The 19,989-nt window shown below is 73.7% G+C and carries 19 protein-coding genes; 15 read left to right on the forward strand and 4 right to left on the reverse strand.

Going from position 1 to position 19,989, the window contains the following annotated elements; translation table 11 throughout:
• Positions 1-9 precede the first annotated feature (9 nt).
• Positions 10-1,803 (reverse strand): N-acetylglutaminylglutamine amidotransferase, encoded by a 1,794-nt coding sequence (locus FHU37_RS09200; RefSeq protein ID WP_179813728.1) that lies wholly within the window; start codon positions 1,801-1,803, stop codon positions 10-12.
• A 220-nt stretch (positions 1,804-2,023) separates the two neighbouring features.
• Here FHU37_RS09200 and FHU37_RS09205 point away from each other — a divergent pair, with 220 nt between their 5' ends.
• Positions 2,024-3,340, forward strand: a complete 1,317-nt coding sequence (locus tag FHU37_RS09205) for an MFS transporter (protein ID WP_218903982.1) — start codon at positions 2,024-2,026, stop codon at positions 3,338-3,340.
• A 197-nt stretch (positions 3,341-3,537) separates the two neighbouring features.
• Here FHU37_RS09205 and FHU37_RS09210 read toward each other — a convergent pair whose 3' ends face one another.
• Positions 3,538-4,395, reverse strand: coding sequence for an SGNH/GDSL hydrolase family protein (locus FHU37_RS09210; RefSeq protein ID WP_312892514.1), 858 nt, complete (start codon positions 4,393-4,395; stop codon positions 3,538-3,540).
• Positions 4,396-4,617: 222 nt separating this feature from the next.
• On the opposite strand from FHU37_RS09210, the gene FHU37_RS09215 reads away from it, so the two are divergent.
• The 8 genes from FHU37_RS09215 (at position 4,618) to FHU37_RS09250 (ending at position 12,368) form a co-directional block, all read left to right on the forward strand.
• A complete protein-coding gene (locus tag FHU37_RS09215) occupies positions 4,618-5,604 on the forward strand; it encodes a ScbA/BarX family gamma-butyrolactone biosynthesis protein (RefSeq protein ID WP_179813730.1) in 987 nt (328 codons plus the stop codon).
• Positions 5,595-6,284, forward strand: coding sequence for an HAD family hydrolase (locus tag FHU37_RS09220; protein WP_179813731.1), 690 nt, complete (start codon positions 5,595-5,597; stop codon positions 6,282-6,284). The genes FHU37_RS09215 and FHU37_RS09220 overlap by 10 nt, the downstream gene beginning before the upstream one ends.
• 2 nt (positions 6,285-6,286) lie before the next feature.
• Positions 6,287-7,279 (forward strand): beta-ketoacyl-ACP synthase III, encoded by a 993-nt coding sequence (locus tag FHU37_RS09225; protein WP_179813732.1) that lies wholly within the window; start codon positions 6,287-6,289, stop codon positions 7,277-7,279.
• 57 nt (positions 7,280-7,336) lie between these two features.
• Positions 7,337-7,603 carry an acyl carrier protein gene (locus FHU37_RS09230; protein WP_179813733.1) on the forward strand — a complete coding sequence of 89 codons (267 nt, stop codon included), beginning with the start codon at positions 7,337-7,339 and terminating at the stop codon, positions 7,601-7,603.
• Positions 7,600-8,838, forward strand: a complete 1,239-nt coding sequence (locus FHU37_RS09235) for a beta-ketoacyl-[acyl-carrier-protein] synthase family protein (protein WP_179813734.1) — start codon at positions 7,600-7,602, stop codon at positions 8,836-8,838. The genes FHU37_RS09230 and FHU37_RS09235 overlap by 4 nt, the downstream gene beginning before the upstream one ends.
• A 75-nt stretch (positions 8,839-8,913) precedes the next feature.
• Positions 8,914-9,618, forward strand: a complete 705-nt coding sequence (gene fabG, locus FHU37_RS09240) for a 3-oxoacyl-ACP reductase FabG (protein WP_179813735.1) — start codon at positions 8,914-8,916, stop codon at positions 9,616-9,618.
• Between the two features lie 76 nt (positions 9,619-9,694).
• Complete coding sequence (locus tag FHU37_RS09245) at positions 9,695-11,275, forward strand: FAD-dependent monooxygenase (protein ID WP_179813736.1); 1,581 nt, start codon at positions 9,695-9,697, stop codon at positions 11,273-11,275.
• 94 nt (positions 11,276-11,369) lie between these two features.
• Positions 11,370-12,368 carry an aldo/keto reductase gene (locus FHU37_RS09250; protein WP_179813737.1) on the forward strand — a complete coding sequence of 333 codons (999 nt, stop codon included), beginning with the start codon at positions 11,370-11,372 and terminating at the stop codon, positions 12,366-12,368.
• A 223-nt stretch (positions 12,369-12,591) separates the two neighbouring features.
• On the opposite strand, the gene FHU37_RS09255 is transcribed toward FHU37_RS09250, so the two are convergent.
• Positions 12,592-13,461 carry an SDR family NAD(P)-dependent oxidoreductase gene (locus tag FHU37_RS09255; RefSeq protein ID WP_179813738.1) on the reverse strand — a complete coding sequence of 290 codons (870 nt, stop codon included), beginning with the start codon at positions 13,459-13,461 and terminating at the stop codon, positions 12,592-12,594.
• A 126-nt stretch (positions 13,462-13,587) separates the two neighbouring features.
• Between FHU37_RS09255 and FHU37_RS09260 the strand changes: the two genes are divergently transcribed.
• Positions 13,588-14,202, forward strand: coding sequence for a PadR family transcriptional regulator (locus tag FHU37_RS09260; RefSeq protein ID WP_179813739.1), 615 nt, complete (start codon positions 13,588-13,590; stop codon positions 14,200-14,202).
• Between the two features lie 88 nt (positions 14,203-14,290).
• Here the strand turns inward: FHU37_RS09260 and FHU37_RS09265 are convergent, their stop codons facing one another.
• Positions 14,291-15,562 carry an MFS transporter gene (locus tag FHU37_RS09265; protein WP_179813740.1) on the reverse strand — a complete coding sequence of 424 codons (1,272 nt, stop codon included), beginning with the start codon at positions 15,560-15,562 and terminating at the stop codon, positions 14,291-14,293.
• 329 nt (positions 15,563-15,891) lie between these two features.
• On the opposite strand from FHU37_RS09265, the gene FHU37_RS09270 reads away from it, so the two are divergent.
• From FHU37_RS09270 to FHU37_RS09290, 5 genes are all read left to right on the forward strand, one after another.
• Positions 15,892-16,728 (forward strand): helix-turn-helix transcriptional regulator, encoded by an 837-nt coding sequence (locus tag FHU37_RS09270; RefSeq protein WP_179813741.1) that lies wholly within the window; start codon positions 15,892-15,894, stop codon positions 16,726-16,728.
• Positions 16,729-16,844: 116 nt separating this feature from the next.
• A complete protein-coding gene (locus FHU37_RS09275; protein ID WP_179813742.1) occupies positions 16,845-17,864 on the forward strand; it encodes a phosphotriesterase family protein in 1,020 nt (339 codons plus the stop codon).
• 1 nt (position 17,865) lies between these two features.
• Positions 17,866-18,339: a hypothetical protein gene (locus FHU37_RS09280; RefSeq protein WP_179813743.1), complete on the forward strand. Its 474-nt coding sequence runs from the start codon at positions 17,866-17,868 to the stop codon at positions 18,337-18,339.
• On the forward strand, positions 18,326-19,180 hold the full coding sequence (locus tag FHU37_RS09285) for an SDR family NAD(P)-dependent oxidoreductase (protein WP_179813744.1): 855 nt from the start codon (positions 18,326-18,328) through the stop codon (positions 19,178-19,180). Before FHU37_RS09280 ends, FHU37_RS09285 begins: the two co-directional genes overlap by 14 nt.
• Positions 19,177-19,980, forward strand: coding sequence for a thioesterase II family protein (locus FHU37_RS09290; RefSeq protein ID WP_179813745.1), 804 nt, complete (start codon positions 19,177-19,179; stop codon positions 19,978-19,980). The genes FHU37_RS09285 and FHU37_RS09290 overlap by 4 nt, the downstream gene beginning before the upstream one ends.
• Positions 19,981-19,989 lie beyond the last annotated feature (9 nt).

Genomic DNA, 19,989 nt, shown 5'->3' on the forward strand with positions numbered 1-19,989 from the left:
TCGCCTCCCTCACCGCACGTCCTGGGCCTGGAGCCACATCTCCAGCAGGCCGAGCTGCCACAGCTTGTTGCCGCGCAGCGGTGTCAGTTCCTCGTTGGGCCGGGCCAGCAGGTCGTCGACGTAGGAGGGGCGGAACAGCGCGCGCTGCTTGGCCTGGGGGGCGGTCAGCGCCTCGCGGACCCGTTCCAGCACCGGTCCGCGCAGGAACTTCAGGGCCGGCACCGGGAAGTAGCCCTTGGGGCGGTCGATGACCTCGGCGGGCAGCACCGTGCGGGCGACGTCCTTGAGCACGCCCTTTCCGCCGGAGGCCAGCTTGTGCTCCGGTGGCATCCGGGCCGCGAGCTGCACCAGGTCGGTGTCCAGGAACGGCACGCGGGCCTCCAGGCCCCAGGCCATGGTCATGTTGTCCAGCCGCTTGACCGGGTCGTCCACCAGCATCACGTGGGTGTCCAGGCGGAGGGCGGCGTCCAGGGCGGTCTCGGCGCCGGGCGCGGTCAGGTGGGCGGCCGCGAACTCCCGGCTGGCGTCGTGGTCGCACAGGTGCTCCGGGTTGACGACCCCGGCGACGCCGGCGTGGTCGCGGTCGAAGAAGGCGCGGGCGTAGGCGTCCACGGTCTCCCCGCGGTCCAGCCCGGCCAGTGGCGGATACCAGTGGTATCCGGCGAAGACCTCGTCGGCGCCCTGCCCGGACTGCACCACCTTGACGTGCCGGGACACCTCCTGCGACAGCAGGAAGAACGCGACGGCGTCATGGCTGACCATGGGCTCGCTCATCGCCGTGACGGCGTCGTCCAGCGCCGGGAGCAGCCGGTCGCCGCCGATGTGGATGCGGTGGTGGGCCGTCCCGAAGCGCTCCGCGACGATGTCGGACCACTGGAACTCGTCGCCCCGCTCGCCGCCCGCCTCCTCGAAACCGATGCTGAAGGTGCGCAGGCCGTGCTGGCCGGCCTCCGCGAGCAGCGCCACGATCAGGCTGGAGTCCAGGCCGCCGGAGAGCAGCACGCCCACCGGCACGTCGGCGACCAGGCGGCGCTCGACCGCGGTGCGCAGCGCGTCGTGGACGGCCTCGCGCCACTCGTCGGCGCCCATGGCGGCGTGCGCCGGGTCCCGGGTGTACTCCGGCTGCCAGTAGCGGCGTTCCCTGCTGCGGCCATCGGCCTCCACGACGCGGACCGTCGCCGGGGGCAGCTTGCGCACGCCGCGCAGCAGGGTGCGCGGGGCGGGGACGACGGCGTGCCAGGTCAGGTAGTGGTGCAGCGCGACCGGGTCGATGTCGGTGTCCACGTCTCCGGCGCGCAGCAGGGCGGGCAGGCTGGAGGCGAAGCGGAGCCGGCCGGGGGTCTCGGCGAGGTAGAGCGGCTTGATGCCGAGGCGGTCGCGGGCGAGCACCAGCCGCCCGGTGCGCCGGTCCACGATGGCCACGGCGAACATGCCGACGAGGTGGTCGACGAAGTCCTCGCCCCACTGCCGGTACGCCTTGAGCAGCACCTCGGTGTCGCTGGTGGAGGTGAAGCGGTGGCCGGCCGCGGCGAGCTCGTCACGGAGCGGCCGGTAGTTGTACACGCACCCGTTGAACACGGCCACCAGGCCGCCGTCCTCGTCCACCATCGGCTGGGCGCCGCGTTCGGACAGGTCGATGATGCTGAGCCGGCGGTGGGCCAGGGCGACCGGGCCGCCGGGTCCCTCCGACCAGGCCCCTCCGCCGTCCGGCCCACGGCGCCGCAGGGCGCCCGACATCCGTTCCACGGCCGCGGTGTCCGCTGGTCGGCCGTCGAACCTGATCTCGCCGCTGAGTCCGCACACAGTCCTCTCCGTCCTCCGGGTCGGCATCACGCGGCGACTACCCGGCCCCGGCCGATCCATGTCCGCTCCCCGCCGCCCCCTGGAAGACGGTTGCATCACACATCTAGGCTGGGGTGGCCTGGAAGGACCCGTTCCGCCGGTGCCCGTGGGCGTGTGGCGGGGAGTCGTCGCCGACGCGTCCGCGGCGCGTCGGAGCACCGACCCGATCGAGGACCCGCCCGTGGAATCCCAGCCGGATCCGCCCCCGCCCGCGCGGTCGACCCCCGTCTCCCCCGCCCGCACCGAGGACGGCGCGCCGGCCGCGCAGGTGTCGCTGCGCCGGATCGCGCCGTCGGCGTTCGGTCCCACGCTGGTCTTCGAGATCGGCCAGGGCGCGGCGGCCCCGGTGGTGGCGCTGGCGGCGCGGGACCTCGGGGCCTCCGTCGGCACCGCCGGGCTGGTGGTGGTGCTGCTGGGCGTGGGGCGGATCGCCGGGACGCTGCCGGCGGGGGTGCTGGCGGCCCGGTTCGGGGAGCGCCGGGCGATGCTGGGGGCCGCGCTGGTGGCGGCGGCGGCCGTCGCCGGGTGCGCGCTGGCCGGCCGGGTGGGGCTGCTGGCGGTGTGCGTGGCGGTGTACGGGATGTGCGAGGCCACCTTCGCGCTGGCCAGGCAGTCCTACCTGACCGAGGTGGTGCCGGCGCGGCTGCGGGCCCGGGCGATGTCCACGCTGGGCGGGGTGGCCCGGATCGGGGTGTTCCTCGGCCCGTTCGCCGGCGCGCTGGTGCTGGCCGGCGGCGACGTGCGGTCGGCGTTCTGGGTGTCGCTCGCCGCCTCGCTGGCGGCGGCCGTGGTGGTGCTGGTGGTGCGGCCGTTGCCGCCGCCGGCGACGCCGACACCGGCGGGGGACGCGGCGGAGCCGGGCGCCGGGGGCGGGGACGGAGACGGGGGCGGGGGCGGGGCGGGGAGCGAGCCGACGCTGCGCTCGGTGCTGTGGTCCTACCGCCGGGTGCTGGCGACCCTCGGGGTGGCCGTGGTCATGGTCGGCGCGGTGCGGGCGAGCCGGCAGGCGGTGCTGCCGCTGTGGGCCGACCAGATGCAGGTGGACGCGGCCACGGTCAGCGTGGTCTTCGGCGTCTCCGCGGCGGTCGACATGCTGCTGTTCTATCCGGCCGGCTATCTGATGGATCGTTTCGGCAGGCTGGCCGTCGGGGTGCCCTCGATGCTCCTGCTCGGCGCCGGGCACGCCCTGCTGCCGCTCACCGACTCGCTCACCGGGCTCGCCGTGGTGGCGATGCTGCTGGGCTTCGGCAACGGGATGGGCAGCGGGCTGCTGATGACGATCGGCGCCGACGTCTCCCCCCGGCGCGGTCGCGCGGCGTTCCTGTCCGCCTGGCGGTTGTGCGCGGACTCCGGCAACGCCCTCGGACCGCTGCTGGTGTCGGCGGCCGCCGCCGCGGGGAGCCTGACCGCCGGGGTGCTCGGCATGGCCGGCGTCGGCCTCGTCGCCGCGGGGGCGCTCGCTGTGTCTCTTAGGCGTGTGCGCCTCCGGGCCCCTTAGCCGCCATCTTCGCCCTCCTTGCCCGCCTTCGGGCAGCAGGGGCCCTTCGTCGCTCCGGCGCTCCGGTCTCCCTCCTTGCCCGCCTCCGGCAAGGAGGGGCCCACCTCCCTTCGCTTGTCGCTCCTCGGTCCAGATGCCGGCGGGCCCCCCGGCGCACACGCCTGGGGGGTAGGCGCGGGTCGGTCAGGGCAGGTGGCTCAGTCGGTGGTGGCCGTGGAGGTGGGGCGCGCGGGCGGCGGGAGCACCGGGGGCGCCAGGTGGATCGGCTCGGGCTGCTTGGGCAGCAGGGCGTCCCCGCTGGAGACCCCGCGCAGGCGGCGCCCGACCCAGGGCAGCAGGTGGCGGCGGACCCACAGCAGGTCCGCCGCCAGGTCCGCGCCACGGTCGCGGGGGCCGGCGGCGGCCAGCGGCAGGCGCCACCAGCCCGGCTCACCGCCGAGCAGTGCGGGCTCCGTCACCTCCAGCGCCTCCAGCACGGCCGCGGCCATCCGGGCGTGCCCGGCGGGCCCGAGGTGCAGGCGGTCCTCGTGCCAGAGCCGGCGGTCGGTGAAGACGGGGTGCGCGGCGGCGTCCACCAGCAGGCAGCCGTGGCGCTCGGCCACCGCGCGCACCGACGCGTTGAACCGGGCGAACCGGGCCGCCAGGCGCTCCGCGGTGCGGCCGCTGCCGCCGGCCCGCTCGATGACCGTGAACAGCAGCACGGCGCCGCCCCGGGCGCGCAGCCGTCCGACGGCCGCCTCGTACCGGGCGACCACCGCGTCCACGTCGACCCGCGGGCGGAGCACGTCGTTGCCGCCCGCGTGGAAGGACACCAGCTCCGGCGCCCGGCGCAGCGCCACGGGCAGCTGCTCGGCGACCACCTGGTCCAGCAGTCGGCCGCGCACGGCGAGGTTGGCGTAGCGCAACCCCCCGTGGTGGGCGGCGAGCGCGTCGGCGACCCGGTCGGCCCAGCCCCGGTGCCGGCCGAGCGGGCCCACCTCGTCGTGCAGGCCCTCGGTGAAGGAGTCGCCCAGGGCGAGGTAGCTGGCGTTCGGTCGGGTCAGATCGGGTCGCACCCCCTATTCCTACCGCATCGCGCGGCGGCCCGGCGCGGCGCCCCGGGGCCCGCCGGGCACCCGGGGGCTCTGGCGAGACTCTGGCAAAGGTGGCCGCGACATCTGTTCGAACCCCCGGTGGTATTCGGGGCCCGGGTGCCACGCTGACCGGGCCAGGGAACGAACGCGTCTGATCTCAGAGAGGGCTCACCGATGACGGTTGAAGCGGTAGCCGGTCCCCTCGTGCAGGAGCATCAACTCAGCTTCGAACGCACGGTCAAGCGATCTCTCGTACATCGGCGTGCGGTCAACGAGGTCTTCGTCACCGACCTGCGGGACGTGGACTCCTCGACCTTCCTGGTCGGCGCGCAGCTGCCGATGTCCCACGCCTACTTCCTGGACCACGCCAGCGGGCCGCCGCGGTACACCCTGCCGCTGCTGACCGAGTGCTGCCGGCAGGCCGCCACCATCGTGGCCCACGAACGGCACGGCGTGCCGTTCGACTGGACCTTCCTGATGATGGACACCTCGGCCCGGCTGACCAACACCGCGCCGCTGCTGGTCGGCGAGCGGCCGACCGAGCTGACCATCACCGTCGGCACGGAGGTGACCACCTCCCGGGGCGGCGAGGTGCGCGGTCTGCGGCACACCTTCGCCATGGCGATCGGCGGGGAGCGCGTCGGCCACGGGGACAGCGTCACCCGGTACGTGACCAACGAGGAGTACGAGTTCATGCGGGCCGCCGGGCGCACCGGCACCCCGCCGCTGTCGACCACGCTGCCGGAGACGGTGGGCGGCCTCGTCGTGCCCTACCTGGTGGGGCGGAGGGATCCGCGCAACGTCGTGCTGGCCGACTGCCACACCACCGAGGACGGCGCGCTCCAGGCCCGTCTCGCCGTCTCGGGTCGGCACCCGACGTACTTCGACCACCCGCTCGACCACTACACCGGGATGGTGCTGACCGAGGCCGCCATCCAGGCGGGGGCGCTGGCCGCCGCGGCGGAGGGCGAGCCCGCGGTGAACACCACCGTGGTCGGTCTGGAAGCGGGCTTCAAGCAGTTCCTGGAACTGGACGACGACGTCGTCGTCCGCGCCCGAGCGGGCAAGCCGGAGGACGACGCGGACGTCGGCCGGGTCCTCCCGGTGGAGATCGAGTTCACGCAGGGCGGGGCCGAACGGGCTCGGGTGCGCCTGCTGACGACTAGTGACGGGGAGCGCTCATGGCGTTGAACGCCGACGGCACCGTGCGTGCCGTGTGGACCGACTTCGGGGGCGTGCTGACGTCGTCGAACGACGAGACGACGGTCGCCTTCTGCCAGCGGGTCGGCCTGCGGCCCGACCAGTGGCTGGACGCGGTGACCAAGGTGACCAGGACCTACGGCACCACCGACCCGATGGAACCGCTGGACACCCCGATGGTCAGCGAGCTGGACTGGGCCCGCCAGGTCGAGCAGGTGCTGGCCCGGGACCACGGGGTCGAGATCGACCTCGGTGACCCGGGCGAGTACTGGTTCACCGACCGCCCGGTGAACACCGAGTGGCTCCAGGCCCTGCGCGCCCTGCGGGCCGAGGGCGTCTTCGTCGGCCTGCTGTCCAACATGGTGCCCACCTGGGACCGGCACTGGCGCCGGATGGTGCCGCCGGAGGGCCTCTTCGAGGGCCTGGTCCTGTCCTACGAGGTCGGCTGCCGCAAGCCCTCCAAGGAGATCTTCGAGGTGGCCGCCGGCGTCGCCCAGGTCCCGCCGGAGCAGTGCCTGCTGGTCGACGACCTCGCGCGCAACTGCGCCGGCGCGGAGGGCGCCGGCTGGCGTGCGGTCGAGTTCACCACCGCCGCCGAGGCGATCCCCCAGGTCGCCGCCCTCACCGGGATCAAGCTCGGCACCGCCGACGTCGTCGAAGAGGAGTCCTGACCGTGGCCCGTGCAGCCGTCCTCGCCGGTCTGTCGGCGTACCTGCCGCCCCGCGTGGTGCCCAACGCGCACTTCGCCGACCTGCGGCTGAGCGACGAGTGGATCTCCACCCGCACCGGCATCAGCGAGCGCCGCTGGGTGCAGGGCCAGTCCACCTCGGACATCTCCGTGGAGGCCGGCGCCGAGGCGCTGAAGTCCTACGGCTCCGACGACATCGACCTGGTCATCCTGGCCACGCAGTCGCCCGACCACTTCGCCCCCAGCAGCGCCCCCGCGGTCGCCAGCCGGCTGGGCCTGGGCGGCGTGCCGGCCTTCGACCTGGCGGCGGCCTGCTCCGGGTTCCTCTACGGCCTCGCCACCGCCTCCAGCCTGATCCGCACCGGCCAGGCCGAGCGGATCCTGTTCATCGCCGCGGAGACCGCCTCCCTCTACCTCAACCCCAAGGACCGCAACACGGCGCCGATCTTCGCCGACGGCGCCGGCGCGGTGGTGCTGCGGGCCGGCGAGGACGACGAGCCGGGCAGCCTGGGCGGCTTCGACCTCGGCAGCGACGGCGACCTCGCCCACCTGGTGCTGGTCCCCGGCGGCGGCTCCCGGGCCCGCGCCGACGGCTGGGCCCTCGACGACCGCGCCCACCTGGTGATGCAGGGCCGGGAGCTGTTCGTCAACGCCGTGACCCGGATGTCCGAGTCCTCCACCAAGGTGCTGGAGGAGGCCGGCTGGAAGCCGGACGAGGTGGACCTGGTGGTCGGTCACCAGGCGAACCGCCGGATCCTGGAGGCCGTCGGCCACGAGCTCGGCATCGAGCCCGAGCGCATGTACATCAACATCGACCACACCGGCAACACGGTCGCGGCGACCATCCCCATCGCGCTGACCGAGGCCGTGCGCGAGGGCGCGCTGCGCCCCGGACACCGTGTGCTGCTCACCGCGTTCGGCGCCGGCGCCACCTGGGGTTCCACCCTGCTGCGGTGGCCCGAGATCTCGCTGGCCTGAGCACTGAGCCCGACGTCGGGAAAGTCCCGAGACACCCAACATCACTCGGAGGAACACGTGAGCGAGCAGACCACCGACATCCAGGAGTTCCTCATCTCGACCCTGGGCGAGCGCTTCCGCGTCCCGGCCGCCAAGCTGTCGGCCGGGGCCCGCCTGTCCGAGCTCGGGCTGGACTCCCTCGGCACCGTCGAGCTGGGCATGGTCGTGAAGAAGAAGTACGGCGCGGTCTTCTCCGCGGGCGAGATCAGCATCGAGTTCACCGTGGGCGACGTGGCCGAGCTCATCGGCAAGAAGGTGGCCGAGGCCGAGGTCCCCGCGTCATGACCCGGCCGGCACACGGCCCCGACATCGTGGTCACCGGCCTGGGCGCGGTCTCCGCGGCCGGGATCGGCACCGAGGAGAACTGGCGGGGCGTCCGCTCGGGGCGGTCGGCGGTGGCCACCGACCCCGAGCTGGCCGGCCTTCCGGTCGACATCTCCTGCCGGGTGCCGGAGTACGACGTGGACGGCCTGATCGGCTGGCAGGAGGCCCGCCGCATCGACCGCACCACCCAGCTGGCCATCGTCGCGGCGCACGAGGCGCTGGCCGACGCCGGACTGGACCCGAAGACCTGGGACGGCGCGCGCGTCGGCGTGGTGATGGGCACCTCCAACGGGGGTGCCGGCACCATGGAGCGGGAGTACGTCACCTTCGTCAAGGAAGGCCACGAGTGGGTCTCCCCGCTGGTCGGCGTGACGGCTCCGATGAACATGCTCGCCGGCTACCTCGCCATCCACCTGGGCGCCTTCGGCCCCAACCTGGTGACGGCCACCGCCTGTGCCTCGGGCCCCACGGCGCTGGGCACGGCGCGGATGCTGCTGCGGTCGGGCGCGTGCGACGTCGTGGTCGCCGGCGGTGCGGAGGCGCCGTTGACCCAGATGAGCATGAGCGCGCTGCACCAGATGGGCGCGCTGTCCAAGCGGACCGACGACCCGGCCGCCGCCTGCCGCCCGTTCGACGCGGGGAGGGACGGCATGGTCGCCGCCGAGGGCGCGGGCGTGCTGATCCTGGAACGGGCCGAGGACGCCAGGGCCCGGGGCGCCCGCCGGCGGGCGCGGCTCGCCGGCTACGGCGCCTCCGCGGACGGCTACCACCTGTCGGCTCCGGATCCGTCCGGCGCCGGCGCGGAGCGGGCGATCCGGATGGCGCTGGCCGACGCGGACCTCGCGCCCGGCGACATCGACCACGTCAACGCGCACGGCTCCTCCACCCCGCTCAACGACCTGACGGAGGGCCGGGTGATCGGCCGGGTCTACGGCGACCGGGTCGCGGTCACCTCCACCAAGGGCGTGGTGGGCCACGCGCTCGGCGCCGCCGGGGCGCTGGAGTCCGTCTACACCGTCCTGGCGCTGGAGCACGGCGAGGTGCCCCCGACCGCCAACCTGGAGCAGCAGGACAAGGAGATCGAGGTGGACGTCGTGGCCGGCGCGGCCCGGCCCGTGCCGATCCGGGCGGCGTCCACCCATTCGTTCGGCTTCGGCGGCCAGAACGCCGTCATCGTGTTCGACTCCGCCGTCTGACGACGGGCCGAACCGTGCCGGGCCGGCCGACCGCGCGTCGGCCGGCCCGGGCGCCCGAGCCGCAAGGAGTGTGAAATGAACCGTTCAGTTCTGGTGTCCGGTGGGAACCGGGGCATCGGACTGGCGATCGCCCAGTCCTTCGTCAAGGCGGGGGACCGGGTGGCCGTCACCTACCGCACCGGCGAGCCGCCGGACGGCCTGCTCGGCGTCCACTGCGACCTGTCCCGGCCGGAGACCATCGAGTCGGCCTTCGACGAGGCCGAGCGGGTCAACGGCCCGGTGGAGGTGCTGGTGGCCAACGCCGGGGTCAGCCGGGACATGCTGCTCCTCCAGATGGAGGACCAGGACTTCCTGGACGTGGTGGACACCAACCTCACCGGGGCGTTCCGGATGGCCCGGCGCGCGGCCGGCGGCATGCTCGGCGCCCGCTGGGGGCGTCTGATCTTCGTCTCCTCGGCGGTCGCCCTGATGGGCGCGGCCGGGCAGGCCAACTACGCGGCCTCCAAGGCCGGTCTGGTCGGCTTCGCCCGCTCGCTCGCCTGGGAGCTGGGCAGCCGGAACATCACGTCGAACGTGGTGACCCCCGGCGCCATCGAGACCGACATGGTCAGCGGGGTCAGCCAGGCCCGCAGGGAGGCGGTCATCCAGATGACCCCGCTGGGCCGCACCGGAACGCCGGAGGACGTGGCGGGCGTGGTGCAGTTCCTCGCCAGCGAGGCCGCCGGGTTCGTCACCGGCGCGGTGATCCCGGTCAGCGGCGGCTTCGCCATGGGGCATTGACGGACAGCTGGCCCAAGGAACGGGCCCCGGGGGCCTGGCCGGGCCACGGGCGGCCCACGAATACATGAGGGGTGTCGTGGCTAAGGAAACAGAGGTTCTGGTCGTCGGCGCCGGTCCCACCGGCCTGACGCTGGCCGCCGGCCTGCTCCGGCGGGGGATCCGGGTGCGGATCATCGACCAGGCGGCGCGGTCGAACCCGCACTCCAAGGCGGTGACCCTGTGGCCGCGGGCCATCGAGGTGTTCGACGCCCTCGGGGTCGGCGACCGCATCTTCGGCATGGGCGTCAAGCTCAGCGCCACCAGTTACTGGACCCGGGACCGGCAGATCGGCCGGGTGCCGCTGCGCCCGCTGCAGCACACCCGGTACCCGGTGCCGATCTCGCTCCCGCAGAACCAGACCGAGGCCGTGCTGCGCGACGTGGTGACGGAGGCGGGCGGCAGGATCGAGTTCGGCCGCCGCCTGGCCTCCCTGGAGAACGGGCCGGACGGCGTGGTGGCCACGCTGGAGGACGGCGAGACCATCTCGGCCTCCTGGCTGGTCGGCTGCGACGGCGCGCACAGCACCGTCCGCGACCAGGTGGGGGTGCGCTTCGAGGGCGAGACCTACCCGCAGTCCTTCGTCCTGGTGGACGGCGAGTACGACACGGAGTACGTGCACGACGAGTCGTACTACGTGATGGGCCGCACCGGCGTGATGGTCGTGGTCGGCCTGCCGGGCGGGCTGTACCGGGTGTTCGCCAGCGTGCCGCCGGGCCAGAAGGTCGAGGACGTCGAGAAGACCGTCGAGGCGATCATCGAGGAGCGCTCGCCGCTGCGGCTGAGGCAGACGAAGTCCGCCGGCAGCGGCCTGTTCCAGATCCACCGCAAGCTCGCCGACCGGATGCGGGTCGGCCGGGTGCTGCTGGCCGGCGACGCGGCGCACATCCACTCCCCCGCCGGCGGGCTCGGCATGAACACCGGTGTCCAGGACGCCTACTCGGCCGCCTGGCGGCTGGCCGGCGTGCTGCGCGGCTCGCTGGACGCCTCCCAGATCGACGAGTGGGAGCGCGAGCGGCTGTTCGTCGCGCGCGGCGTCGTCACCGAGGCCGACCGGCAGACCCAGATGTGGATGATGCAGGGCTGGCAGCGCCAGGTGCGCGACGCGCTGATCCGGGTCGGCATCGGCAGCGGCGTGCTGGAGCGGGTCATGCCGCCCCGGATGGCCCAGATGACGCTGGTGCTGCCGGGCGGTGACAAGGCGACCGGGCGCCTGCGTCCGGGCGCCCGCATCCCGGACGTGGCGCTCGGCCCGGACCGGCTGTACTCCCGGCTGTCCGGCGGCGGCCACCTGCTGCTGCTGTTCACCGACGAGGTGGCGGCGGCGCTGAAGGCGCTCGGCATCGAGGGCAAGACCGACCCGGACCTGCTGCGGGTCGTCGCGGTCACCTCGGGCGCGCCGCGGGGCGGCGTCCCGGAGGCCGTCAGCGAGACGGTCACCGACGTCGGCGGCCGGATCCGCCGGGCCCTGGGCGCCCCGAGCGGAGCCGTCTGCCTGGTCCGGCCGGACACCGTGATCGCGGCGGCGGCCGTGGCCTCGGACGAGACCGGGCGGGCCGCGCTGCGGTCCAGGCTGCCGAGGCCGGCCGCCACCCCGGAACCGGAGTACCAGGCGGACTGACCCCGCCCGGCGCCCGGCGGGCACCCCCCCCCGTCCGTCGGGCGCCCCCTTCCCCTCCCCCGCGCTCCCAAGAAAACCGAGAAGGAGATCACAGATGACGGCGAGCGAAGCAGCAGCCGTGGGCCGGACCTCGCTGGGAGGCGACCTGGAGGTCTCGGTGCTCGGCCTCGGCTGCATGGGCATGGCCGAGTTCTACGGGGACACCGACGACCAGGAGTCGATCCGGACCATCCACCAGGCCCTGGACCTCGGGGTGAACTTCATCGACACCGCCTACATGTACGGCGGCGGGCGCAGCGAGGAGATCGTCGGCAAGGCGCTGGCCACGGTCCCCCGGGAGAACGTGGTGCTGGCCACCAAGTGCGGCCTGCTGCGCACCGAGGACGGGGTGAGGATCGACGGCCGGCCGGAGCACATCCGCCAGGCGATCGACGAGAGCCTCGCCCGGCTGGGCACCGACCACGTGGACCTGTACTACCTGCACCGGGTGGACCCCGAGGTGCCGGTGGAGGAGTCCATCGGCGCCATGTCGGAGCTGGTGACGGCCGGCAAGGTGCGCTTCCTGGGCATCTCCGAGGCCGGCCCGGACAGCCTGCGGGCGGCCCACGCCACGCACCGGATGACCGCGCTGCAGTCGGAGTACTCGCTGGGCACCCGGGCGCCGGAGTTCGGCGCGCTGCCGGTCTGCCGGGAGCTGGGCATCGGCTTCGTCGCCTGGGGCCCGCTCAGCCGCGGTCTGCTGACCGGCACGATCACCGGCGTGCAGGACTTCCAGGGCATCGACATCCGCCGCATCCTGCCGCGGTTCGCCGAGGACAACCTGGCGCACAACCTGGCGATCGTGGCGCGGGTCACCGAGGTGGCCGAGGAGCTCGGCTGCACCACGGCCCAGCTGGCGCTGGCGTGGCTGATCAACCAGGGCATCGTGCCGATCCCCGGCCCGAAGGTACGCGAGCACCTGGAGGAGAACGTCGGGGCGGCGTCGGTGGAGCTCTCCGACGAGACCATGAAGCGGCTCGACGAGATCCTCCCGCCGAACGCCTTCCTCGGCGACCGGTTCCACGGGCCGATGATGGACACCGTCGACCGCTGACGGACCCGGCCGGAACGATTCGGGCCCCCTCACCCAGCCCCGCGGGGCGGTGAGGGGGCCCGAATCGTTCCGGCCCGAGTCGTTCCGGCGCCGGGCCGTCGCTCGCGGGCGGGCCGGGCCGCCCCGCCACGCCACGCGCGCCGCGCCCGGCCGGAGGTGGTTCCGGCCGGGCGCGGCGGTGCGGACCGGGTCCCCGGGGCGGCGGGCCCTGTGGGAGGCGTCACTACCGCGACGCGGTGGTGCCGGTGCTCGCCGGGGAGACCTTGTTCAGCCCCATGGCGTTGGTGAGCATGCGGTCCCGCACGCCCAGCGGCAGCCGGGACAGGAAGCCGAGCAGGCGCGCGTCCGAGCCGGCGGTGTACAGCGGCTTCGGCCGGTTGGCCTCCACCGCCTTGACCACGACGTCGGTGACGACCTTGACCGGGGACGGCTTCTGGCCGGCCATGGCCTTCTGGATGGCCTCCAGCTGGTTGGCGTAGAGCGTCACCCGCTCCGGGTCCTCGGAGGCCAGGTTGGCCTGGGCGGCGGCCCCGGACTTGGACAGGAGGGTGGTGTCCACGGCGCCGGGCTCGATGATCACCACGGGGATCTTCCACGGCGCCAGCTCGACGCGCGCCACCGAGGAGAACGACTCCAGGGCCGCCTTGCTGGCCGAGATGGCGCCGAGGTACGGCATGGCGGTGCGGGCCGTGGCGGCGCTGAGGTTGATGATCCGGCCCTGCCCCTTGCGCACCAGCGGCAGGAAGGCCCGGGTGGTCTCCACGACGCCGAAGACGTTCACCTCGAACTGCTTGCGCACCTCGCTGGGGGAGAGCAGCTCCAGCGGGCCCTGCACGATGATGCCGGCGTTGTTGATCAGCGCGTGCAGGCCGCGGCCGCCGAGCCGGCGGCCCACCTCCTTGGCCGCCGCCGCGACGCTGTCCGGGTCGGTGACGTCGACCTGGACGAGCTCGACGTTGCTGCCGCGCAGGTGCGGGGCCTCGCCGCGGACGCCCGCGTACACCTGGAATCCGCGCTCGACGAGGGCCTTGACCGTCGCCGTTCCGATACCCCCGGCAGCACCGGTGATGAATACCGCTCGCGAGTCAGCCATTTCCTGGTACCTCACATGTCTGTTTGAACATGTCCCTTTGGACATGATGATCGACCTGGACGATGGTCCATGTCAAGATGAGCTGGTGATCGACCGAGCTGTTCGACCGAGCTGAAGGAGGCCGTGGTGTCGTTGGGGCACGGTTTGCTGGGTCTTCTCGCGGAGGGGCCGGCGAGCGGCTACGACCTGTCGCGCCGCTTCCAGCAGGAGCTGGGCCAGGTGTGGCCGGCGCAGCACCCGAAGATCTACGCCGAGCTTTCCCGTCTGGCGGAGGCCGGTTTGATCGAAGTCGACAGCCGCGGGCCGCGCGGGCGGAAGGCCTACCGGATCACCGACGCCGGCCTGGCCGAGGTCCGCCGCTGGCTGGCCGAGGACGAGGTCGACCACACCATGCGGATGGAGTCGCTGCTGCGCTCCTTCTTCTTCTGGCTGATGCCGCCGGAGGAGCTGGCCGCGCACCTGGAGCGCGAGCGCGCCTTCTTCACCGAGACCGCCCGGGTCTTCCGGCAGTTCGCCGCCGCCAAGGACCGCGGCGACTTCGGCAGCAGCCCGCACACCCAGTCCACCCGGGTGGCCATCGAGGCCGGCGCGCGGCTGTACGAGGCGCTGGCCACCTGGGCGGAGTGGGCGCGCACCGTCCCGCCGGCCGTCCCGCCCGCCACCGGGGAGGAGGCCGGCGGGGACGCCCCGGCCGCCGCCACGCCGGCGGACGACGTCACCGACGGCGCCCCGGCCGGCTGAGGCCGGCCGGCCCGGCGCGGGCCCCGCGAGGGGGCCCGTACCGGGCCGGCGACGGCGCCCACGGCGGCACCCGGGCGCGGGGCACGGCTCAGCCGACGCCGCCGGCGCCCTGGCCGCCACCGCGCCCGGCCACCATCCGGCCGACCGCGGCCCGCACGACGAAGACCAGCAGCGCCAGGGCCGCGAAGCCGGCGCCCAGCAGGCAGACCGCCCGCCAGCCCCCACCCGACCACATCGCGGTGGCCAGCGCGGAGCCGATCGCCCCGCCGGCGAAGTAGCTCGTCATGTAGGCGGTGGTGATCCGGCTGCGGACCAGCGGGGCGCCCTGGTAGATCACCGACTGGTTGGTGATGTGCGCGCCCTGGATCGCCAGGTCCAGCAGCAGCGTCGCCACGATGATCGCCGCCAGACCGTCCAGGCCGGTGCCCAGCCCCAGGAAGCACAGGCCCACGATCAGGAAGGCGCACACCGTGGTGACGGCCTGCAGGTTGCGGTCGGCGAGCCGTCCGGCGAGTCCGGCGCCCACCGCGCCGGCCGCGCCGAGCAGCCCGAACAGGCCGATGGCGCCCGGCCCGTAGGAGAACGGCTCCTCGGCGAGGAACAGCGGCAGGCCGGTCCAGAACAGGCTGAAGGCGCCGAAGCCCAGCGCGCCGTAGACGCAGCGCTCCACCACCGCCCGGCGGCGCAGCGCGATCGCCGGGATGGAGGCGATCAGCGTCACGTAGCCGAGCCCGGTCGGGGAGATCCGGTCCCGGCCCGCGGCGGCGTCGTCCGGCACCCGGCGGAGCACCAGCAGGCACAGCACCATGAAGCCGGCGGCCACCCAGTAGACCACCTGCCAGGTGGTCACGTCGGCGAGCGCGCCGGCGAAGGTCCGGCACAGCAGCGTGCCGAGGATCAGCCCGGTCATCACGGCCGCCACGGTGCGGCCGCGCTCCTCGTCGGAGACCAGGTCGGCCACCCACGGCACGATGACCATCGCCGGCACGCTGACCACGCCGAGCACGGTGAACAGCACGAACATCAGCGGGCCGGAGGTGAACGGGATGATCAGCAGCACCACTCCCGCGGCTGCCACCAGCACGCTGGCCAGGCGGCGGCGGTCCACCATGTCGCCCAGCGGCACGAGCAGCAGCAGCCCCGCCGCGTAGCCGATCTGGGTCAGCGACAGCAGCGGCGCGACCTCGTCGGCCGGACGGTCCAGCGACTCGGCGATGGCGGGCAGCAGCGGCAGCGCGTAGTAGAGGTTGGCCACGCAGAGCCCGGCCACGACGGCGAGCAGCCGCACCATCGGGCTGCCGGCGTGCAGTCGGGCGGTTGGGGGCGCGGCGGGCGAGGCCGCGACGGCGTCCTGGGTCATGCCTGCTCCTCGCCCGTCGGGCGGCACCGACCACGGGGCAGCCGGCGTCCGCGCGGGACGCCGGGAGCCGGTTCGGACACTTCGGACACGGAGCCGCTCACGCTGTCTCTCCTGACCTGGTGAGGGGATATGAGGGGGGAACTTTGATGCTCCCGTCCGCGGCCCGGGCCAACCAGATGCCTTTTGCACCGGTAGAACCAGCACCAGTACTCTCACTGCCATCATCGGCGCGAGCGGCTCGCCGCTGCCCGGAACGGGGAGTAGGGGGAGCCAGTGCGAGCACGGAGCGTTCCACTCCCAGGGTGTGGTGTACGGGGGACGGGGCAGCCATGAATTCTGAGCACCGACGACGGGAACTCGCGGCGTTCATCAGGAGCCGGCGCGAGCGCCGCAGCCCCGCCGAGGCCGGACTGGCCGTCACCGGGCGTCGCAGGACGCCGGGGCTGCGCCGGGAGGAGGTCGCCACCATGGCCGGCGTCAGCGTGACCTGGTACACGTGGCTGGAGCAGGCCCGGGACATCCGGGTGTCCCGGCAGGTGCTGACCTCCCTGGTGAACGCGCTGGGCCTGGACGAGGTGGAGACGGCGCACCTGTTCCAGCTGGCCGGCGAGGTGCCGCCGAGCGAGCTCGCCGCCCCCGAGCCGGAGCTGCCCGCCCAGTACCGCCTGCTGCTGACGCAGCTGGAGCCCAGCCCCGCCTACATCGTCAACCGGCGCTTCGACATCGTCGCCTGGAACCGGGCCTGCCAGGTGTTCTACGGGGACCTGGAGCGGCTCGCCGAGCGCCGGCGCAACATCCTGTGGCTCACCTTCGCGGAGCCGGAGTTCCGCCGCATATCCGCGGACTGGGAGCAGGAGGCGGCCTACACCGTGGCGCTGTTCCGCGCCCAGGCCGGCGACGCGCTGCTCCAGCCGGACGTCGCCGAGCTGGTCGAGGAGCTGGAGCAGGCCAGCCCCCACTTCCGCCGGTTGTGGCGGCGCAAGGACCTCGCCCCCTTCGTGCCAGAGCGACGCACCATGTTCCACCCGAGTCTGGGCAGAGTGGACCTGGAGTACGTCAAGATGCACGCGGCGGGGGACGACAAGACCCTGGTCGCCTATCTCGTGCCCGCCGGCTCCGAGCTGGGCAAACGCATCACCGAGCTGATCGGTGACGCTGACGGGTAGTGACAACGCTGGTGCAATCGGTACCACCATGAAAGCTCGACTCTCGCCGTGGCGAACGGTCAGACTTCCCGATGTCAGTCAGGCGCCTAGGCATCAGACTCGGGAGACTGCCGCCGATGAACGCACCCACACCGGGCACCGTCCCCACGGTCCGGGGCCCGATCGGCACCGAGGAACTCGGTACCGTCCTCACCCACGAGCACCTCTTCATCGCCGACCCCGAGTTCCACCGCAACTATCCGGCGCTGTGGGACCGTGAGCAGAGCGTCGAGCAGGCCGTCGCGCTGCTGGAGGAGGCCTACGAACTCGGCGTGCGCACGCTCGTCGACATGACGGCGCTCGGCCAGGGGCGCGACATCGAGCTGATCCGCCGGGTCGCGGAGCGCACCCGGGTCAACATCGTGGTCGCGACCGGCCTGTACGTCCTGGACGGGCTGCCGCAGATCCTGCGCTACCGCGGGCCCGGCGCGCCGCTCGGCGGCCCGGATCCGATCATCGACTTCCTGGAGTCGGACATCCGGCAGGGCATCGCCGGCACCGACATCAAGGCGGCCGTGCTGAAGTTCGTGGCCGAGTCGGACGAGCCGGACGCCACCGTGCGGCGGGTGGCCGCGGCCGTCGCCGAGGTGCACCGGCGCACCGGCGTGCCGATCGTGGTGCACACCAACCCGCACAACCGCAGCGGGCTCGCCGTGGTGGAGGTCCTGGGCGGCCTCGGGGTGGCCCCGGGCAGCATCACCGTGGCGCACGCCGGTGACTCCCCGGACCACGGCTACCTCAAGGAGCTGGCGGCCACCGGCGCGTACCTGGGGTGCGACCAGTTCGGCATGCAGGCGCTGCGGCCGGACGAGGAGCGCATCGCCACCGTGCTGAAGCTGGTGGGCGACGGGCACGTGGAGCAGCTGCTGCTCTCCCACGACAGCTCGGCGTTCATGGACCACGTCCTGCCGGAGCAGCGGGCCTTCCTGTACCCGCAGTGGAACTGGACCCACCTGCACGCCCGGATCCTCCCGGCGATGCGCGAGGCGGGCCTCGCCGAGGCCGACATCACCACCATGCTCCAGGACAACCCGCGCCGCCTGCTGTCCGGCGTGCCGGTGGCCGCCGAGGCGGCCGGCGAGGCCGAGGGCTCCTGAGATGGCGACGCACAGCGCCGCGACCCGGTCGGCGGCCGAGGACGCGGAGGGCGGGCCGGCCGCGCGGCCGGCCGAGACCGCCGAGACCGCCGGGGACAGCGCCGCCGGGGCCGACCGGGTCGCGGAGCCGTGGGAGGAGCTGCACGCCCCGCTGCTGGTCGACGAGCCGCACCTGAAGGTGTGGCTGGAGGTGGTCAAGCCGGGTGAGACCCACCCCGCGCACACCCACCGGCACCCGTGGGTCACGGTGGTGATCTCCGGGGGCTCCGGGGAGTCGTGGACCTCCGACGGCGAGCTCATCATGGCCGGCACCCTGCCGACCGGCCACGTCCAGTACAACGGCCCGGAAATCCTTCCGCGCCGGCACTACGTGAAGAACACCGGCGAGACGGAAGTACGGATGATCGCGGTCGAGATGCGCGATCCCGCCTCGCCGGGCGAACAGAACCGAGAGGACGGCCATGCCCACCACTGACCAGATCGCGCTCGTCACCGGCGCGACTTCGGGGCTCGGCCGTGAAGTGGCGAAGGCCCTGGCGGCCCAGGGGCTGCACGTCCTGGCGCACGGCCGGAACGCCCGGCGCACCGAGGCGCTGGTCGAGGAACTCGTCCGCGCGGGCGGCAGCGCCCAGCCCTACGTCGCCGACCTGGCCTCGCTGGCCCAGGTGCGCGACCTCGCCGAGCGGGTGTCCGCGGACCACCCGGCGCTGCACGTGCTGGTGAACAACGCCGGCGTGGGCGGCGGTCCGCCGCCGCGGCGCACCCGCGAGCTCAGCGAGGACGGGCACGAGATGCGGTGGGCGGTGAACTACCTCGCCCCGGCGCTGCTGACCCGGCTGCTGCTGCCGGCGCTGACCGCGGCGGCGCCCTCGCGTGTGGTGAACGTCACCTCCACCGGCCAGGCCGAGGTGGACTTCGACGACACGTCGATGGAGCGCGGCTACGACGGCGCGGAGGCGTACTTCCGCAGTAAGTTCGCCCTGGCCGCGTTCACCTTCGACCTCGCGGACCAGCTCAAGGGCAGCGGGGTGACCGTCAACTGCCTGCACCCGGCCACCTTCATGGACACCTTCCAGGTGCGCGAGGCCGGGTTCGCCCCGTGGAACACGGTGGAGGCCGGCGTCCCGCCGGTGCTCAACCTGGCGGTGGACAAGACCGGCGGCGAGGTCACCGGGCAGTACTTCGACGGCATGCGGAAGAAGAAGGCGCACCGCAAGGCGTACAAGGGCGACGTCCAGCGCCGGCTGCGCGAGGTCACCGACCGTCAGCTGGCGCCGTACACCGGTGGCCGGCTGGACGGGCAGTCCAGCCGATGACCGTCGGCGGGGCCGGCACCGGGGTGAGGACGGTGGACGGCGGCGGATCCGAGGACGGGCGCTCCCCGGCGCCCTGGTGGACGCCGATGCGGCGGCCCCCGGCGCCCCGCAGCCGGCTCCTGGTCTTCCCGCACTCCGGTGCCGGCCCCGCCGCGCTGCTGACCCTGCTGGAGCTGTTGCCGGACGAGGTGGAGGTGTGGGGTCTGACGCTCCCGGGACGGGGGGATCGTTACCGGGAGTCACCGCGGACGACCTGGGCGCAGGTACGGGCGTCGGTGGAGGACGAGGTGGGCGCGCTGCCGCCGCTGCCGACGGTGCTGTTCGGATGCAGCCTCGGGGCACTGCTGGCCACGCGGGTGGCGGCGCTGCTGCCCGAGGCGACCGCGGCGCTGGTGGTGGCCAGCCAGTCCCCGGGCACCCGGCACCGCCGGGCGGACGACGCCCGGGAGGAGCCGGAGTTGCTGGCGGTGCTCCGGGACGCGGGCGGCATGCCGGAGGCGCTGCTGGCCGACCCGGACGTCCGGGCCGAACTGCTCACTCGGTTGGCCGGTGATCTACGCCTGGGCGCGGAGGCGGCGGTAGAGTTCGGACGGGTACGGGTCGGGGCGCCGATCACCGTCTTCGGCGGCCTGTCCGACCCCTTGGTTCCGGCGGACTGCCTTCCCGGCTGGGCGGAGCACACGACGTCGCGCTGCCGGATCCTCGGGCTTGACGGCGGGCATTTCGCGTTCCTCGCGATGGAGCACCGGGAATTCGTGGCCGCCGTCTTCCGCCAGGTCTTCTCCACGATGGAGACCTGACGGGGCCCG

It is taken from the genome of Allostreptomyces psammosilenae, assembly GCF_013407765.1.
Classification (GTDB): Bacteria; Actinomycetota; Actinomycetes; order Streptomycetales; family Streptomycetaceae; genus Allostreptomyces; species Allostreptomyces psammosilenae.

What these genes read in the sequence shown, in the direction of transcription:
- FHU37_RS09220 (WP_179813731.1), top strand. Translation starts at nt 5,595, where the DNA reads ATGGCGTTGAACGCCGACGGCACCGTGCGTGCCGTGTGGACCGACTTC.
- FHU37_RS09235 (WP_179813734.1), top strand. Translation starts at nt 7,600, where the DNA reads ATGACCCGGCCGGCACACGGCCCCGACATCGTGGTCACCGGCCTGGGC.
- fabG (WP_179813735.1), top strand. Translation starts at nt 8,914, where the DNA reads ATGAACCGTTCAGTTCTGGTGTCCGGTGGGAACCGGGGCATCGGACTG.
- FHU37_RS09250 (WP_179813737.1), top strand. Translation starts at nt 11,370, where the DNA reads ATGACGGCGAGCGAAGCAGCAGCCGTGGGCCGGACCTCGCTGGGAGGC.
- FHU37_RS09255 (WP_179813738.1), bottom strand. Translation starts at nt 13,461, where the DNA reads ATGGCTGACTCGCGAGCGGTATTCATCACCGGTGCTGCCGGGGGTATC.
- FHU37_RS09265 (WP_179813740.1), bottom strand. Translation starts at nt 15,562, where the DNA reads ATGACCCAGGACGCCGTCGCGGCCTCGCCCGCCGCGCCCCCAACCGCC.
- FHU37_RS09270 (WP_179813741.1), top strand. Translation starts at nt 15,892, where the DNA reads ATGAATTCTGAGCACCGACGACGGGAACTCGCGGCGTTCATCAGGAGC.
- FHU37_RS09275 (WP_179813742.1), top strand. Translation starts at nt 16,845, where the DNA reads ATGAACGCACCCACACCGGGCACCGTCCCCACGGTCCGGGGCCCGATC.
- FHU37_RS09280 (WP_179813743.1), top strand. Translation starts at nt 17,866, where the DNA reads ATGGCGACGCACAGCGCCGCGACCCGGTCGGCGGCCGAGGACGCGGAG.
- FHU37_RS09285 (WP_179813744.1), top strand. Translation starts at nt 18,326, where the DNA reads ATGCCCACCACTGACCAGATCGCGCTCGTCACCGGCGCGACTTCGGGG.
- FHU37_RS09290 (WP_179813745.1), top strand. Translation starts at nt 19,177, where the DNA reads ATGACCGTCGGCGGGGCCGGCACCGGGGTGAGGACGGTGGACGGCGGC.